Source organism: Neobacillus nitrireducens (genome assembly GCF_030915405.1).
Classification (GTDB): domain Bacteria; phylum Bacillota; class Bacilli; order Bacillales; family Cytobacillaceae; genus Neobacillus.
This window is the reverse complement of sequence record NZ_CP133262.1, coordinates 3,981,923-3,997,945: the sequence shown is the minus strand read 5'-3', so window position 1 is coordinate 3,997,945 and position 16,023 is coordinate 3,981,923. Positions and strand designations below refer to the sequence as shown.

14 protein-coding genes are annotated in these 16,023 nt (G+C 41.3%); all 14 read right to left on the bottom strand.

Translation table 11 applies throughout. The features are described 5' to 3' along the window. Positions 1–96 precede the first annotated feature (96 nt). The 14 genes from eno to RCG22_RS19190 all read right to left on the bottom strand — a co-directional run bounded on the left by eno (position 97) and on the right by RCG22_RS19190 (position 16,008). Positions 97–1,395, bottom strand: a complete 1,299-nt coding sequence (gene eno / locus RCG22_RS19255) for a phosphopyruvate hydratase (RefSeq protein ID WP_088089549.1) — start codon at positions 1,393–1,395, stop codon at positions 97–99. 37 nt (positions 1,396–1,432) lie between these two features. Next, positions 1,433–2,965 (bottom strand): 2,3-bisphosphoglycerate-independent phosphoglycerate mutase, encoded by a 1,533-nt coding sequence (gene gpmI, locus RCG22_RS19250; protein ID WP_308104273.1) that lies wholly within the window; start codon positions 2,963–2,965, stop codon positions 1,433–1,435. After that, the gene (tpiA, locus tag RCG22_RS19245; protein ID WP_166253097.1) at positions 2,958–3,719 is read right to left on the bottom strand and encodes a triose-phosphate isomerase; all 762 of its coding nucleotides are present in this window, start codon (positions 3,717–3,719) and stop codon (positions 2,958–2,960) included. The genes gpmI and tpiA overlap by 8 nt, the downstream gene beginning before the upstream one ends. A 34-nt stretch (positions 3,720–3,753) precedes the next feature. Then, a complete protein-coding gene (locus tag RCG22_RS19240) occupies positions 3,754–4,938 on the bottom strand; it encodes a phosphoglycerate kinase (protein ID WP_308104272.1) in 1,185 nt (394 codons plus the stop codon). 156 nt (positions 4,939–5,094) lie between these two features. Next, positions 5,095–6,102, bottom strand: coding sequence for a type I glyceraldehyde-3-phosphate dehydrogenase (gene gap / locus RCG22_RS19235; protein WP_098260030.1), 1,008 nt, complete (start codon positions 6,100–6,102; stop codon positions 5,095–5,097). Positions 6,103–6,155: 53 nt separating this feature from the next. Beyond that, positions 6,156–7,178, bottom strand: coding sequence for a sugar-binding transcriptional regulator (locus tag RCG22_RS19230; protein ID WP_098260031.1), 1,023 nt, complete (start codon positions 7,176–7,178; stop codon positions 6,156–6,158). A 128-nt stretch (positions 7,179–7,306) separates the two neighbouring features. After that, complete coding sequence (locus RCG22_RS19225) at positions 7,307–7,570, bottom strand: glutaredoxin family protein (RefSeq protein ID WP_098260066.1); 264 nt, start codon at positions 7,568–7,570, stop codon at positions 7,307–7,309. 13 nt (positions 7,571–7,583) lie between these two features. Next, a complete protein-coding gene (gene rpoN, locus RCG22_RS19220; protein WP_308104271.1) occupies positions 7,584–8,906 on the bottom strand; it encodes an RNA polymerase factor sigma-54 in 1,323 nt (440 codons plus the stop codon). Between the two features lie 363 nt (positions 8,907–9,269). Next, positions 9,270–11,390, bottom strand: coding sequence for a (Fe-S)-binding protein (locus RCG22_RS19215; protein ID WP_308104270.1), 2,121 nt, complete (start codon positions 11,388–11,390; stop codon positions 9,270–9,272). Between the two features lie 102 nt (positions 11,391–11,492). Further along, entirely contained in the window at positions 11,493–12,470 is a 978-nt protein-coding gene (locus tag RCG22_RS19210; protein WP_308104269.1) for an electron transfer flavoprotein subunit alpha/FixB family protein, read from the bottom strand. Between the two features lie 15 nt (positions 12,471–12,485). Further along, positions 12,486–13,253, bottom strand: a complete 768-nt coding sequence (locus RCG22_RS19205) for an electron transfer flavoprotein subunit beta/FixA family protein (protein ID WP_308104268.1) — start codon at positions 13,251–13,253, stop codon at positions 12,486–12,488. 35 nt (positions 13,254–13,288) lie between these two features. Continuing rightward, entirely contained in the window at positions 13,289–14,068 is a 780-nt protein-coding gene (locus RCG22_RS19200) for an enoyl-CoA hydratase (RefSeq protein WP_308104267.1), read from the bottom strand. A 135-nt stretch (positions 14,069–14,203) separates the two neighbouring features. Further along, a complete protein-coding gene (locus RCG22_RS19195; protein WP_308104266.1) occupies positions 14,204–15,034 on the bottom strand; it encodes a CoA-transferase subunit beta in 831 nt (276 codons plus the stop codon). Further along, a complete protein-coding gene (locus RCG22_RS19190) occupies positions 15,034–16,008 on the bottom strand; it encodes a CoA transferase subunit A (RefSeq protein WP_308104265.1) in 975 nt (324 codons plus the stop codon). Before RCG22_RS19190 ends, RCG22_RS19195 begins: the two co-directional genes overlap by 1 nt. Between the last annotated feature and the right edge of the window lie 15 nt (positions 16,009–16,023).

Sequence of the window (16,023 nt, the reverse complement as noted above, 5' to 3'; positions counted from 1 at the left end):
AATTTATCACATTTTGTCCTTCAAAACAATAAGGTTCACAGAAATGTTTAAAAGGCACACATCCGAAAATGTGTGCCTCTATATTCACATGGGAAATTATTTGCTTAGGTTGTAGAAAGTTTTCTTACCTAAGTATTGAGCAGTTTCACCTAATTGATCTTCAATACGAAGCAATTGGTTGTACTTTGCCACACGGTCTGTACGAGATGGCGCACCAGTCTTGATTTGACCTGCATTTGTTGCAACAGCGATGTCAGCAATAGTGTTGTCTTCTGTTTCACCTGAACGGTGAGAGATGACAGCAGTGTAACCAGCACGTTTCGCCATTTCAATTGCGTCAAATGTTTCAGTAAGGGTACCAATTTGGTTAACTTTGATAAGGATGGAGTTACCGATTCCTTTTTCAATACCTTCAGCAAGCTTACGAGTATTGGTAACGAATAAATCATCACCCACTAATTGAACTTTTTTGCCAAGGCGTTCCGTTAGAAGTTTGTGACCTTCCCAGTCATTTTCATCTAAACCGTCTTCGATAGAAACGATTGGGTATTTAGAAGAAAGTTCTTCGTACCAGTCAACCATTTCAGCAGAAGTCTTGACAACACCTTCTCCAGCAAGATGGTATTTTCCGTCTTCTTTGTTGTAGAACTCAGAAGATGCAGCATCCATTGCAAGCATAACTTCTTCACCAGGCTTGTAGCCAGCTTTTTCAATTGCTTCAACAATCGTTTGAAGAGCTTCTTCGTTTGATCCTAAGTTTGGAGCAAATCCGCCTTCGTCACCAACAGCAGTATTCAGGCCTTTGCCTTTAAGTACTGATTTTAATGTATGGAAAATTTCTGCACCCATACGAAGTGCTTCTTTAAAGTTTGGAGCACCAACAGGCATAATCATGAATTCTTGAATATCTACGTTGTTATCCGCATGTTCCCCACCGTTAACGATGTTCATCATTGGCACTGGAAGCTGCTTAGAGTTAAAACCGCCAAGGTATTGGTATAAAGGAATATCTAAGTAATTTGCTGCTGCATGAGCAACCGCCATTGATACACCAAGGATTGCGTTTGCACCTAATTTACCTTTGTTTTCTGTGCCATCAAGCTCGATTAAAGCTTGGTCAACTGAAACTTGGTCAAGAACGCTGAATTCTTCGCCTACAAGATGTGGAGCGATAATTTCATTTACGTTGTCAACTGCTTTTAGAACGCCTTTTCCAAGGTAACGTTCTTTGTCACCGTCACGTAGTTCAACCGCTTCATATTCACCAGTAGAAGCACCACTTGGAACCATAGCGCGTCCAAATGCACCTGATTCTGTAAATACTTCAACTTCAACTGTAGGATTCCCGCGGGAATCTAGTACTTCACGAGCGTATACGTCTGCAATAAATGGCATGTAAAATCTCTCCTTAAAAATTAAGTTTATTTTTGGTTTACTTTATCAATGATTTCCCAGTCATTTCGACCGGCTGTTGAAGACCTAATAAGTCTAACATAGTTGGCGCTAAATCCCCAAGAATCCCGCCATCTCGTAATTGAATTCCTTGTTTTGCCACAATTACCGGCACAGGATTTGTTGTGTGTGCGGTCATTGGATCGCCTTCAAGCGTGATGACTTCATCCGCATTTCCGTGGTCAGCGGTAATAATCACCGATCCACCTTTTTCAAGGATTAAATCAACAATTTTCCCTAGACATTCATCGACGGTTTCAATCGCTTTAATCGTTGGCTCAAGCATACCTGAGTGACCGACCATGTCTGGATTCGCAAAGTTTAGCAAAATGGCATCAAATTTATCTGCTTGAATTTCTTTTAAAAGTGCATCCGTTACTTCGTAAGCACTCATTTCAGGCTGAAGATCATAGGTTGCCACCTTTGGAGAGTTGATTAATATCCGCTCTTCACCAGGGAACTTTTCTTCACGGCCGCCACTCATAAAGAACGTGACATGAGGGTATTTCTCTGTTTCAGCAATTCGTAATTGCTTCAAGTTGTTTTGGGCTAAAACTTCACCAAGTGTGTTATCTAAATTCGTTGGTTTGAAGGCAACATATCCATCCACTGATTCACTGAAGTGAGTTAAGCACACGAAGAACAAATCCTTTGGATGCTTTGGTCCGCGGTCAAAGGAACGGAAGTCATCATTTGTAAATGTATTCGAAATCTGAATCGCACGGTCAGGACGGAAGTTATAGAATATAACCGCATCATTGTCCTGAATCGTAGCAACAGGTTGCCCATCTTCTTTAGTAATAACAGACGGGATAACGAATTCGTCAAAGATTCCATGAGAATAAGAATCTTCCACCACTTCTAAAGGATTTGTGTAAGTAGGGCCTTCACCATAGACCATCGAACGGTACGATTTCTCGACACGCTCCCAGCGCTTATCACGGTCCATAGAGTAGTATCTCCCTGAAATTGTTGCAAATTCACCAACACCAATTTCCTTCATTTTATCCAAGGTTTGCTGGATAAATTTAGCAGCTGTTTTCTGACCGACATCACGGCCGTCAAGGAATGCATGTACATATACCTTTTCGACGCCTTCATCTTTTGCCAGCTTCAGTAAGGCAAACATATGTTGAATATGGCTGTGTACACCGCCATCAGACAGCAATCCGAATAAATGAAGGGCGGTGCCATTTTTCTTGACGTGCTCCATTGCGCCTGTAAAGGTTTCATTTTTTTCAAATTCACCTTCACGAATCGCAATGTTCACTCGTGTTAAGCTTTGGTAAACAATCCGGCCGGCACCAATATTCAAATGTCCAACCTCTGAGTTACCCATTTGTCCTTCTGGAAGGCCGACTGCCTCACCAGATGCGGTTAAATGAGAATGTGGATATTCACTCCAAAAACGGTCAAAATTAGGTTTCTTTGATTGTGCGACTGCATTCCCTTTGGTTTCGCCCCTGCATCCGAAGCCATCAAGGATGATCAGAGCAACTGGAGATTTACTCATAGCTACCTGCCTCCAGTAGCTGTAAAAAGGATTGTGCTTCAAGGCTTGCTCCGCCTACTAAAGCACCATCAATATCTGGTTGTGCCATGTATTCTTTAATATTTTCAGGCTTGACACTACCGCCATACTGAATTCTTACTGCATCCGCAACATCTTGTGAAAATTGTTGTGCGACAACCTGACGAATATGTGCACACACTTCATTCGCATCTGCTGAAGTTGAAGATTTACCAGTTCCAATTGCCCAAATTGGTTCGTAGGCGATGACTGTTTGCTTCACTTGTTCATCTGATAAGCCTTTTAGTGCTTTCGCTACTTGATCCCCAACTAATTGGTTGGTTTCACCATTTTCACGCTGTTCTAGTGTTTCACCACAGCAGACAATCGGTGTTAAATTGTATTTAAAAGCTGCAAGAGTTTTCTTGTTTACTGATTCATCGGTTTCATTAAACATTTCACGGCGTTCTGAGTGTCCGATAATGACATATTGAACAGTTAGGTCAGCCAATGCATTTGGGCTGATTTCACCAGTAAATGCTCCACTTTCTTCAAAGTGCATATTTTGGGCACCAATTTTTACATTGGTTCCTTCTGTCACTTCGACAAGACTTTGTAAAAATAAAGCTGGTGCACAGATGACTGAGTCCATTTTTTCTGGCGCTGGTACGAGACCTTTTACTTCCTCAGCGAAGCTTTTTGCTTCAGAAAGTGTTTTGTTCATTTTCCAGTTACCTGCAATAATTGGTTTACGCATACACTACACGTCCTTCCATGATTAACTAAAACTATTATTTATCGTTTAAGGCCACTACACCTGGCAGTGCTTTACCTTCCATGAATTCAAGGGAAGCGCCGCCTCCTGTGGAGATATGGCTCATTTTTTCTGCAAGGTTGAACTTTTCAACTGCTGCTGCTGAGTCTCCGCCGCCAATGACTGAATATGTACCTTCTGCTTCGGCAAGTGCTTCCGCAACTGCTTTTGTGCCGTTAGCAAATTTATCGATTTCAAATACGCCCATTGGTCCATTCCAAATCACTAGTTTTGATTTTTGAATGACATCGCGGTAGATTTCGGCTGTTTTCGGTCCGATATCAAGTGCTTCCCAGTCCGCTGGAATTTCCTCAATCGCTACGACTTTAGAATTTGCATCTGCTGAGAAATCATCCGCAACGACCGCATCGACAGGCATGTAGAAATTAACACCTTTTGCCTTCGCTTTTTCAATAAACGATTTTGCCAAATCAATTTTGTCAGCTTCAAGCAATGATTTTCCGACTTCATGGCCTTGTGCTTTGACAAAGGTATAAGCAAGTCCGCCGCCAATAATTAAGTTATCAACTAATTCTAATAGGTTTTCAATAACACCAATCTTGTCCTTAACCTTTGCTCCACCGATAATCGCTGTAAACGGACGTTCTGGATTGGAAAGTGCTTTACCTAATACATCTAATTCTTTTTCCATCAGCAGACCTGAAACCGCCGGCAGAATATGTGCAATTCCTTCAGTTGAAGCATGGGCACGGTGTGCGGCACCAAAGGCATCATTTACATATACATCTGCTAGTTCAGCAAAAGATTTTGCCAATTCCGGGTCATTCTTTTCTTCACCGGGGTAGAAGCGTACATTTTCAAGCAGCAGGACATCGCCTTCTGTCATCGTTCCAATCAACGCTTTGACAGAATCCCCATGAGCCTCATCTGCCTTCTTCACGTCTTTACCAAGCAGTTCAGAAAGTCTGACACCAACTGGAGTTAAGCGCATTTCTTCGACTACTTTTCCTTTTGGACGGCCGAAGTGACTTGCTAGAATGACTTTAGCGCCTTGATCGACTAGATATTGAATGGTTGGAAGTGCGGCACGAATCCGCGTTTCATCAGTAATTTTTCCATCCTGCATTGGAACGTTAAAATCCACTCGACAAAATACGCGTTTACCTTTTACATCGACATCTTTGAGAGTTTTCTTATTCATAAAGGACCTCCATAAAGTGTTTGCTTTTTTAGAAAAATCAGCATCTAAAATCAGTAAAAAGGGGAGGGGGGCATATACTCCCCGCTCCCCTTTGGAAAACCTTTGTATTTATCAACTTCTTATGATTGGAAACCAATCATCGTCCGTTCCGCTATTTTAAAGTCCTTTTTCTGCAAGGTAACCAACAAGGTCAACAACGCGGTTAGAATAACCAACTTCGTTATCATACCAAGATAATACTTTTACCATGTTGCCTTCAAGAACCATTGTTGATAATGCATCAATAGTTGAAGAAACTTTCGCTCCGTTATAATCAGTTGAAACTAGTGGAAGGTCACTGTAAGCTAAAATTCCTTTTAATGGGCCTTCAGCAGCTGTTTTTAATGCTGCGTTAACATCTTCAGCTGTTACATCTTTTTCTAACTCCATTACTAAGTCAACGATTGAAACGTTTGGAGTTGGAACACGCATTGCCATACCGTTTAATTTACCTTTAAGTTCTGGTAAAACAAGAGCAACTGCTTTAGCCGCACCAGTTGAAGTTGGAATCATGTTTTCAGCTGCTGCACGTGCACGACGGTAGTCCTTGTGTGGTAAGTCAAGAATTTGTTGGTCATTTGTGTAAGAGTGAATCGTTGTCATCATACCACGTTTGATACCAAAAGTATCATTTAATACTTTTGCAAACGGAGCAAGACAGTTTGTTGTACAAGATGCATTAGAAATAACATGGTGGTTATTAGCATCGTATTTGTCTTCATTTACACCCATTACGATAGTGATATCTTCGTTAGATGCTGGTGCAGAGATGATTACTTTTTTAGCGCCTGCTTCAAGATGTTTCGCAGCATCTTCACGCTTTGTGAAACGGCCAGTTGATTCAACTACGACATCAACTCCAAGACCGCCCCAGCCTAATTGTGCAGGATCGCGCTCAGCAAGAACCTTCACTTTTTGTCCGCCAACTACTAGGTATTCACCATCAACTGTAACATCTTCTTGAAGTGTTCCGTGAACAGTGTCATATTTTAAAAGATGTGCAAGCATATTTGCATCGGTTAAGTCATTAATTGCTACGATTTCTACATTGCTATTTCCTAAAGCCGCACGGAATACGTTACGACCAATACGTCCAAATCCATTAATACCAACTTTTACTGTCATGATAAATTTCCTCCTTTAAATTGGGTAAGGATGTTTTTTATTTTAAAAAGGATTTACCCTTTTAATAAACTTCTTGCTGCACCTTCATCTGTGATTAAAATAGTTGATGCTGGTGCTTGTTTTAAATAGGCCTTAATAGCCTTTGCCTTGGAGTTTCCACCCGCGACGGCGATGACATTCGGAATGCCAACCAGATTCTCTAACTGCAGGCCAATCGTTAAAACCTTATGAACAATTTCGCCTTGTTCGTTAAAATAGTAGCCAAAAGCTTCACCCACAGCTTTACTGCTTTCAAGCATATTTAGAATCTCGGGGTTGGATTTTCGCCGTTCAGCCATTGTGATAGCATCTCCAATTCCATGGAGAACCATGCTAGCTGATTTAATAAGTTTTAGAACTTCATGAATGTCGGGCTCTTTGATAAGCGATTCATAGATATCGGTACTGACTTGATCAGGTACATAAAACACTCGATGCTTGGAATGGGTGTTTCTCGACATAATTGAGCAAATCGTATTCGCCTGATTTTGAACGTCCTCACCTACTCCGCCTCTGGCCGGGACAAACAATAAATCCTTTTGAGTAAGCTCTGGTGAAAGTCTTTCTGCGACAGCAGCCATTGTTGAACCGCCGGTTACAGCAATGATATTTTTTCCGCTGAGAAGCTTTTTCATGCACACTGCACTTGCTTTGCCAAGTTCACCTTTGACCATCAACGATTCATCACTATCGCCGGGTACAATGATAACCTTTTTAATACCTAGCTTGTGCTTCAGTTCCAACTCCATTACATCAATACCCTTTAATTCACGCATAAAACCTTCCAAGTCTTCTAGCAAATTTTTCCCTTCAGTCGTTAAACTCATTCCCACATTGTTTGTGTAAATTAAATTTTGCTCCTTTAGGAAATCAACCTCGCCTCGAAGAACTCTTTCGGTATACCCCAGACTTACTGCTAAACTCCGTCTTCCTACTGGCTGCATAAAACCTATATATCTTAGGATAGAATATCTTTTCTGTAGGACCTGTAGGAGGTCGGGTAATAATCTTTTTTGGATATCGATTAATGACTGCATGAATCTCATGCTCCTTTATTATATGTAGTTGGCCTTAAAACGTCCACCATAGACATATAATGTCCCACTACATCTAAAAAAAATCACCCCTGCTACGTTTTTCATTGTAACAGGTGTGAAAATCTATTTCAACTGTTAAGATTGGCTTTTTTTTCTTGCAAACGGTTACCTATGTCAAATTTGTTAATGACACCAAAACCAGCTTCTACTCCATCAATATATACAACCGGAATCATCAACCCGTATTGTTCGGTTAAATCATCACTGGATTCAATATCAATTTCTTCTAAAGTGAAGTCCCAGTCTCTATTTAGTTCAAGAAGCGTGTCCTTTGCTTTGTCACATAGTGGGCAGCTTTTTCTTGTATATAATGTGATTGTCGTTTGCTCCATCGTTTTTGTCCTTTCAGTCAAACCGTTTTCTTTTCGAAGAAGAGGGAATACCTAATTGATCCCGGTATTTGGCAATCGTTCGTCTTGATACAACCATACCTTCATCTGTTTTAAGTTGTTCAACAATTTCCTGGTCCGAAAGCGGTTTTTGTTTATTCTCTTTTTCTATTAAAGTGGCAATTTTCTTTTTTACCTGTGTGGACGAAGTATTTTCGTCATCTGATACAGTTTGTATGGTACTAGTAAAAAATGTTTTTAATCCAAACGTTCCAATCGGTGTTTGCACATACTTTTCCCTGACGGCTCGGCTAACCGTGGATTCATGAATATCAAGTTCCGCAGCAACTTCCTTCATCGTCATTGGTACTAAATATTGTGACCCTTTTTGGAAAAAAGAAGCCTGTTTTTCAATAATTTTGGCAACAACTCTTGTCAGCGTCTCTTTCCGCTGCTCAATACTTTTTTGGATCCACTGATAATCCTGAAGTTTATCCTGTAAAAACCGGCTTACCTGCTGATCTTGATCTTTGAATTTATGGTAATACTTCTCATTGAGACTGATTCTAGGAAGTGACTCATCAGACATCCTTACGGTTAACCCGTCGCTCGATTGCTCAACAATGGCATCCGGGATAATATAGGTCGTTGCTTCTTTCCCTAAAATTGCAGCTGGCTTAGGATTTAATGTTTGAATTTGGTCAAAGATATCTTGTAATTCCTTAAGTGTTATCTTCAGTTCTTTCGCAATCGGTTTCCATTTCTTTTCGACGAAGGGAATGAAATAATCAGCGATGATCTTATGCGCTAATTCGTTATCGGGATTTAGATAATATATTTGCATCAACAGGCATTCTTGTAGGTTCCTTGCCCCGATACCCGCCGGCTCGAGTGTTTGGATGATTGCCAGGCATTCTTCGACTAAATCCTCCTCTATTCTCAGCTTTTGGGCAATTTCGGTTTGATCACCAAGAAAGTAACCGTTTTCATCTAAATTCTGGATTAGATGACGAATCACCCGTAATTGATCCGCCGATAAGTTGGTTATTTTTAATTGAGAGAGTAAATAATCCTCAAGTGAAAATGGTTTGTCAGCAATTTGATCAATCCAGTCTTTTTCTGCCTTTTGATGTTTGCGGCGATTGCGGTCAATGAGCGGATTCATAGGCTTTATATTGCTATTATCAATCTGCAATAGGGGATTTTCAAGTGCCTTATCTTCTAAAAAAGCAGTTAACTCATGGGCAGAGTACTGCAACAATGCAATCGCCTGTGAAAGCTCCTGCGTCATCGCCAATTTTAAGGTTTGCTGCTGCCATAAACCAGCCTTTAAGTTCATCCGTATCCCCCCCTGTTTTCTATTCTACACGATAGAGAGAGATTCGGGAATGAAAAATGATATCTGGGAAGTTTTCTGGCCGTTATTTTAGAGTGGGGTTTTTGTTTTGTATGGATTTTTTGGGATTTTGTTGATTTTTCGAAGGGTTTTGTTCATAATTCATGGGGTTTTGTTCATTTTTGAATGAGTTTTGTCGATTTTTCGAAGGGTTTTGTACAATTAGACATTTAATGGAAAAATAGAAGAGGATGAACACCATAAAAAACCCCCTGTTTACACTAAACAGGAGGTTTTGTTGAAATTGCAAACCTTTTGATATTAGGACCTATCCAGTCGAAAATATGCAGCCTTTTTTGATATCCCCTAGACTAGAGAACTTTCCAAAATTTCCACAAGATCAAGGGTTTTGACCTTTTCGTCCACTTCTTTTGCCTTTGTCCCATCCGAGAACATCGTTAAACAGTACGGACATGCACTTCCTATCGCGGTTGGCTGTAATGCAAGCGCTTGTTCAGTCCGGGCAATATTTACGCGAATGCCCTGGTTTTCTTCTTGCCACATCATCCCTCCGCCAGCACCACAGCACATACTATCACTACCGGAACGCTCCATCTCTATGATATTGATCCCTGGAATAGCGGATAGGATTTTTCGCGGAGCATCATATATTTCGTTATAGCGGCCAAGATAGCAAGAATCATGATATGTAACACGTTCCTTTACTGCATTTACTGGTTTGATACGCCCTTCGTCTATCCACTTTGCAAGCAGCTCTGTATGGTGATAGACTTCTACTTCTTCAAGTCCAAATTCCCGGTACTCGTTTTTAAAGGTATTGAATGCATGTGGATCCATGGTTACAATTTTCTTCACTCCGTACTTTTTGAAGGTTGAAATATTTTCCACAGCAAGCTGCTGGAAAAGCATTTCATTACCAAGACGTCTGGCTGTATCCCCCGAATTTTTCTCGTCATTACCGAGAATTGCAAATTTAATGCCAGCCTTATTCATCACACGTATAAAAGACTGCGTGATTTTTATCGTACGGTTGTCAAAAGACCCCATGGAGCCCACAAAGAATAAATATTCAAATTCATTTAATTCTTTAACGGTCGGTACCATCTCCTCCATTCCCAATCTCCATTTTATCCGATCTTTTCTGTTAATCCCCCAAGGATTGCTCTGGCGTTCGATGTTACTTAAGGCACGCTGCGCATCTGAAGGCATTTTGCCCTGTGTCATGACAAGATAACGGCGCATGTCCACAATAAAGCCCAAATGTTCATTTCCAACCGGGCACTGGTCTTCACAATTTCGGCATGTTGTGCACGCCCAAATTTCTTCTTCCGAGATCACATCTCCAATTAATTCCACACCATATTGTATCTTTAATGCTGAAGTTCCCTCAGTGGCAGCTGCTGCTTCATCATGTGCCAAGTTCGCCCCTTGAACCGCCAGTGTATTTGCTTTTGTATGCTTAAATGAATACGCTGGCATCCATGGTGTACGTCTAGTAACAGCTGCCCCTTTCTCTGTCAGGTGATCGCGCATTTTTAAAATTAAATTCATTGGCGACAAGGTCTTTCCCGTACCAGCAGCCGGACACATGCTCGTACAGCGGCCGCATTCCACACATGCATATAGGTCGACCAACTGAGATTTTGTAAAATCCTCAATTTTCCCTACGCCGAATTCTTCTGCTCCTTCTTCTTCTAGCTTTTCAAAATCAATAGAACTTAAACGACCGACCGGCCGGGATTTGTCCTTCGTAATCCAGTTATACGGGGCAAAGATTAAGTGTGCATGTTTGCCCTGTGGTACGTAAACTAGGAAAGATAATATTGTTAATAAATGAATCCACCAAAAAACATAAAAGGATACAATGGCTCCCTTCGTACCTAGAAAAGTTAAAATAATAGCAAGACTTGAGGCAATCGGCTGTGTCGAAAGAAATAATACAGTACCAGATTCCTGCCAAATCATATCTGTCGCATCAGCAAAAAGTGTACTGATCATTAGTGTCGTAATTAGGTAGACAACTAGGTTCGCTTTCCATCCGCGTTTTAAACGTTTTAATTTCGTTACATTCCGACGATACCATGCGTAAAGAATTGCAACAAGAACAGCAATGACCACTATTTCCTGAAAAAACAAAAAATAAGGATATGCTGAACCAAATGGCAGGTGTGAACCTGGCTTTAATCCTTTCCAAATGAGATCAATTGCACCAAATTGAACTAGGATAAATCCATAAAATATAACCAAATGCATCAAACCGCTTTTGGTATCCTTTAATACTTTCTTTTGTCCAAAAACATTAACGAGAAATACATTTAGTCGCTTCCCTGCATCTTCACGCAAATTAGCTGGTTTTCCTAGTTTTATAAATGTAATTCGGCTGTAAACAAGATGTGCGAAAAGATACAGAGCATACCCAGTTGCGGCAAGAAAAATTGCGAGGTTAAGCAATGGTAGTGCGTTCATTCACTTTCCACCCCTAAAAATTTGAGTTTAGAATGGACGGTATTCCACCGTCCATTCTCTATGAATCTTAGATATTTTTATCATTACTATCTTCGAGGTTTTCTAGCATACAACAAACATATTCTTAAGTTCTTCCGTTAACAAAGGCATCACTTCAAACAAATCTCCAACAATACCGTAATCGGCGACCTGGAAAATTGGTGCCTCCGGGTCTTTATTTATTGCTACCACTACTTTTGAATTGGACATCCCGGCCAAATGTTGAATGGCCCCAGAGATTCCGCATGCAATATATAGATCGGGGGTTACTACCTTTCCTGTTTGGCCAATCTGGATGGAATAATCGCAATACTCAGCATCACATGCACCTCGAGTGGCACCGACGGCTCCACCTAATACATTTGCCAATTCCTGCAATGTGGAAAAGCCCTCGGGACTTTTGACCCCTCTTCCTCCCGAAACTACTATTTTAGCTTCGGATAAATCAACACCACCAACTGCTTTCCGGACAACTTCTTTTACAATCGTTCGCAGATTCTTAATCTCAACGGAAAAATGAATAACCTCAGCCGTCTTGCTCGAATCCACTTCAAGAACAGGGATATTATTTGGGCGGATAGTGGCAAATGCCTTATTATTAACACTCTTTTTCTTTTGGAAAGCCTTTCCTGCATAAATTGGTCGTGTGAAAACTACATCATTTCCTTCTATATTTATATCTATACAATCGGAAATGAGTCCTAAACCTAATCTAGCTGCAGCACGTGGAGCCAAATCCTTACCGATAGCTGTATGACCCATAAATACAAAGTCGGGATCGATATCTTTAAATATCTGGCTTATGGCCTGAGTATATGCATCGGATGTATATTGATTTACCTGATCATTCGAAACAACATATACTTTATCAGCCCCATATTGAGCTAATGTGGAAATATGCTGAGGTGTGTCGCTTCCTAATAAAACAGCAATAACTTCTCCCTTTTCTACTATCCTCTTTGCTGCAGATAAAGATTCAAGGGAAACATTTCTTAGCCCCCCATCACGAGTCTCTGCTAATACAAGAACTTTTTTGCTCATTTGTTTGTTTCCCCCTTATAAGACTTTTGCTTCATTTTGTAGAACTTGCACAAGCTCTTTTACTTGATTAGCTGGGTCTCCTGTTAAAATGCGTCCTGCATCCTTTGCTTTTGGCATAAACTGATCGATAATGATTGATTTTGCTTGAATTTCTGCAAGGCTAATTTCAAGATCATCTCCATCAATTCTTTCAATCGGTTTCTTTTTGGCCTTCATAATGCCAGGCAGGGATGGATAGCGTGGTTCATTTAAGCCCTGCTGGGCAGTTATAAGCAGTGGCAGTTGAGTTTCAATTATTTCAGAATCTCCTTCCACATCCCTTACAACCGTTACTTTTTCATCCTCAATCGTCAATTTGACAACGGTAGAAAGTGGGGTAATTCCTAATTCCTCTGCCAGGCGGATCCCGACTTGTCCAGCACCATTATCCACCGACATATTACCCGTTAAGATGATGTCATATGCCCGGTCTTTAATAATCGTTGATAAAACCTTGGAAATCGTATATTCGTCACTGACAAGCGCTTCATCATCCACAAGAATTCCTTTGTCGACTCCCATTGCCATAGCGGTTCGAAGAGCAGTTTCCGAACGGTCGGGACCTACGGTAATCACCGTGACTTCTCCCCCATGCTCTTCCTTTAGCTTAATGGCTTCTTCCACGGCATACTCATCATATGGATTAATAATAAATTCACGGCCATCTTCTTCAATTTGTCCATTTTGAATGGATATTTTCTCTTCAGTATCAAAGGTTTGTTTTAATAGAACCAGAATATTCATCAGCAGCCACTCCAATTACATAAGTTTGAGAATAATTAACAGTTCTTAAATACCGGTGATCTCTTTTGGATAAAAGCATGTATTCCTTCTTTTGCATCTTCACTCGTAAATAAATTTCCAAACAATTCGGCTTCAACTAAGTACCCTTGCTCCTGGCCATAGCTAACTCCCCTGTTAATAGCCGTTAGAGCAGCGCAAATGCTTACTGAACTTTTTGCAGATATTTTTTCTGCCATGCTTCTAACAGTAGCTTCGAGGTCCTCAAGTGGAACACTTTTCGAAACTAAACCAATGCGGGAGGCTTCCTTTCCTGTTATTGCATCGCTTGAGAGGATCATTTCAATAGCTTTTTCCCTGCCAGTTAAAAGGGCAAACCGTTGGGTTCCTCCAAAACCTGGAATCAATCCTAAATTCAACTCAGGCAACCCTAATTTAGCTGACTCAGCAGCTATTCGGATGTGCGTGGCCATGGCAATCTCTAATCCGCCGCCAAGACAGGCGCCATTAATCATCGCAATAACAGGTTTTGGCGATTGTTCTATCTTGTTGAATACAAACTGCCCATATTGACTGTACTCTCTCCCTTTTTGGGATGTTTCAATATCTGATAATTCTTTGATATTCGCACCTGCAATAAAGAATTTCCCTTCACCGGTAAGGACGATTACTTTTACTTCAGAATCTTCTACAGCTGAATCAATTGCCTTTTCCAATTCCCGAAGTGTTTGCACACTAAGCGCATTAACCGGGGGATTGGCAATGGTAATGTAAGAAATCTGGTTTTCAATCTTTATCTTTAAGGTTTGAAATTCCATGTCATTTTCCCTCTCCATCTAGATTCTCTATAAAACTGCATGAATTAAGTAGTTATATTTATTCTTTCCGCCCCGCCGTACGATACCTTAAAAGATTCTCGGGGCGGAAAGTGAGTAGAAGGGATTCTTTACCTGTTATTTTTTCGGGAGAAATATCCCTTCAGGGTCAACCACTCGATAAAGGATATCCAGCTCTTCGTAGGTCGGTGGCAAGGTTTCTCCCTTGCAACGAGAAAAGTCAAGGGCAAAACCAGTTTGCTCCTGCAGGATTTCTTTTGTTACCCCAGAATGCATTGTATCCACATACATTTTTCCGGTTTCCTCATCAAAACGATACACTGCCATGTTCGAAATAACAGCAGAAGGTCCCCCGTTAAACTTTTTTCCGTACGCTTGACGGCGGTGGACCATTTCGCCAGATGGCCATTGACGAACGCGCCAGCCAGGTGAAGTAAGATAGTCGACCTGTTCTTTAAAGCGCCGTTTTTCTTGAACCATCAAGAAGACAGTTCTCTTTGCTAAAGAGTTTATATCGGAATTTCCTCCGCTGCCGGGAAAGCGTACACTCGGATTTAAATAATCGCCGACAACTGTCGTATTCACATTTCCATACTGGTCGATTTCAGCACCTCCTAAGAAGGCTAAGTCAACGACCCCTCTTTGCAATTGATTGAAAACATCCAATAATCCGGAGGCAATCGAACAGCCCTTTACACAGCGCGGGTCGCCCACAGAGGAAGGAAGTGACGAACCTCTGGATTCGATTGTCCCCGCCTCGTATATTACCTTACAATTAGGTGCGTTGGTCTGTCCGGCCAGCATAATTGCAAGCATCGGCAGTCCGGTTCCGGCAAAAACGATCTCATTGTTTTGTACTTCCCGGGCAGCGGCCACGGCAAGTAAATCAGCAGATGTGTATTCTCCAGGGGCAGCATAATCGGTATTTTTCACCAATAGCTTTTCCATTACTTACTCCCCCTTGCTACTCGTGTACTATATTTGTAATAGCTGTTCGCTTTCAACGCCATCAGACGAGAGACATCCAGTTTATCTAAATATTCATCATGGCTTCTGACCCCGTATACCCATTCATCCAGCCAAGCCTCAAGATTGGCCTCAGTTTTTGAGGCTTTTGCAAAATCACTGATAAAAGGAGCGTCCACATCATAACAGCCGTAAATACCGGTTGGATGAGCTCCCCATGGTACTTCCACAATCGCATCTACCAAGTAGCTTGGCAGCAAGTTGCGGTCTGGTTCCTCACGCAGATAGGACTCCGGAACAATTTCTTCAGCAATGACAATGACTTTTTCGGCTGCTTTTGCAGCTTGTTCATCAGAAAATGTCTGACCCGTCACCCGAACGGTGCCCTCTTCCCCTACCTGCTGGGCATGAATGATACATACATCCGGCTTAGCGGCAGGAACAAGAATAATTTCACCTTCATCGTAAAATGGATCCTGTGCGTATCCAAACTTTTGACGTGGGATATGAGGATTCTGCCCATCTCTTAGACCTGCTTTTCCCAGCATGTCATAATTAGGGTTTAAAATGTCTGTTCCCCGTGAAGCCCAGGTTGGAAGAAAAGGAACTCCAACAGCTCCGGCCTGCATTCGGTAAAGGATATGTTGATGACTGTAATCTTCAGCGATCGTTTCTCCTGATTTAATTTTCCTGTCTAAACAATACGGAACTTTTCCGTACAGTTCATGACCGATCCAGCATGATTCCCAAATAGACACATTGCCAGCACCAATCATCATCTCAGAGTGTGATCCAGAGTTGACCTCTATTAAATGAAGATTTTTTTTATCTTGGCGAATCATTTCATAGATTGCAGCCATTGGACGTCGCCAAATGGTAAATCCGCTGAACGTGACCATACTTCCATCCGGAATCATCTGCACGGCTTCTTTTAACGAACATTGTTTGTCCTGCATACTTCTTTCGCTCCT

Excerpts from the sequence above, each read along its gene's own strand:
- eno (WP_088089549.1), bottom strand. The coding sequence starts at position 1,395 with ATGCCATTTATTGCAGACGTATACGCTCGTGAAGTACTAGATTCCCGC.
- gpmI (WP_308104273.1), bottom strand. The coding sequence starts at position 2,965 with ATGAGTAAATCTCCAGTTGCTCTGATCATCCTTGATGGCTTCGGATGC.
- tpiA (WP_166253097.1), bottom strand. The coding sequence starts at position 3,719 with ATGCGTAAACCAATTATTGCAGGTAACTGGAAAATGAACAAAACACTT.
- RCG22_RS19240 (WP_308104272.1), bottom strand. The coding sequence starts at position 4,938 with ATGAATAAGAAAACTCTCAAAGATGTCGATGTAAAAGGTAAACGCGTA.
- gap (WP_098260030.1), bottom strand. The coding sequence starts at position 6,102 with ATGACAGTAAAAGTTGGTATTAATGGATTTGGACGTATTGGTCGTAAC.
- RCG22_RS19230 (WP_098260031.1), bottom strand. The coding sequence starts at position 7,178 with ATGCAGTCATTAATCGATATCCAAAAAAGATTATTACCCGACCTCCTA.
- RCG22_RS19225 (WP_098260066.1), bottom strand. The coding sequence starts at position 7,570 with ATGGAGCAAACGACAATCACATTATATACAAGAAAAAGCTGCCCACTA.
- rpoN (WP_308104271.1), bottom strand. The coding sequence starts at position 8,906 with ATGAACTTAAAGGCTGGTTTATGGCAGCAGCAAACCTTAAAATTGGCG.
- RCG22_RS19215 (WP_308104270.1), bottom strand. The coding sequence starts at position 11,390 with ATGAACGCACTACCATTGCTTAACCTCGCAATTTTTCTTGCCGCAACT.
- RCG22_RS19210 (WP_308104269.1), bottom strand. The coding sequence starts at position 12,470 with ATGAGCAAAAAAGTTCTTGTATTAGCAGAGACTCGTGATGGGGGGCTA.
- RCG22_RS19205 (WP_308104268.1), bottom strand. The coding sequence starts at position 13,253 with ATGAATATTCTGGTTCTATTAAAACAAACCTTTGATACTGAAGAGAAA.
- RCG22_RS19200 (WP_308104267.1), bottom strand. The coding sequence starts at position 14,068 with ATGGAATTTCAAACCTTAAAGATAAAGATTGAAAACCAGATTTCTTAC.
- RCG22_RS19195 (WP_308104266.1), bottom strand. The coding sequence starts at position 15,034 with ATGGAAAAGCTATTGGTGAAAAATACCGATTATGCTGCCCCTGGAGAA.
- RCG22_RS19190 (WP_308104265.1), bottom strand. The coding sequence starts at position 16,008 with ATGCAGGACAAACAATGTTCGTTAAAAGAAGCCGTGCAGATGATTCCG.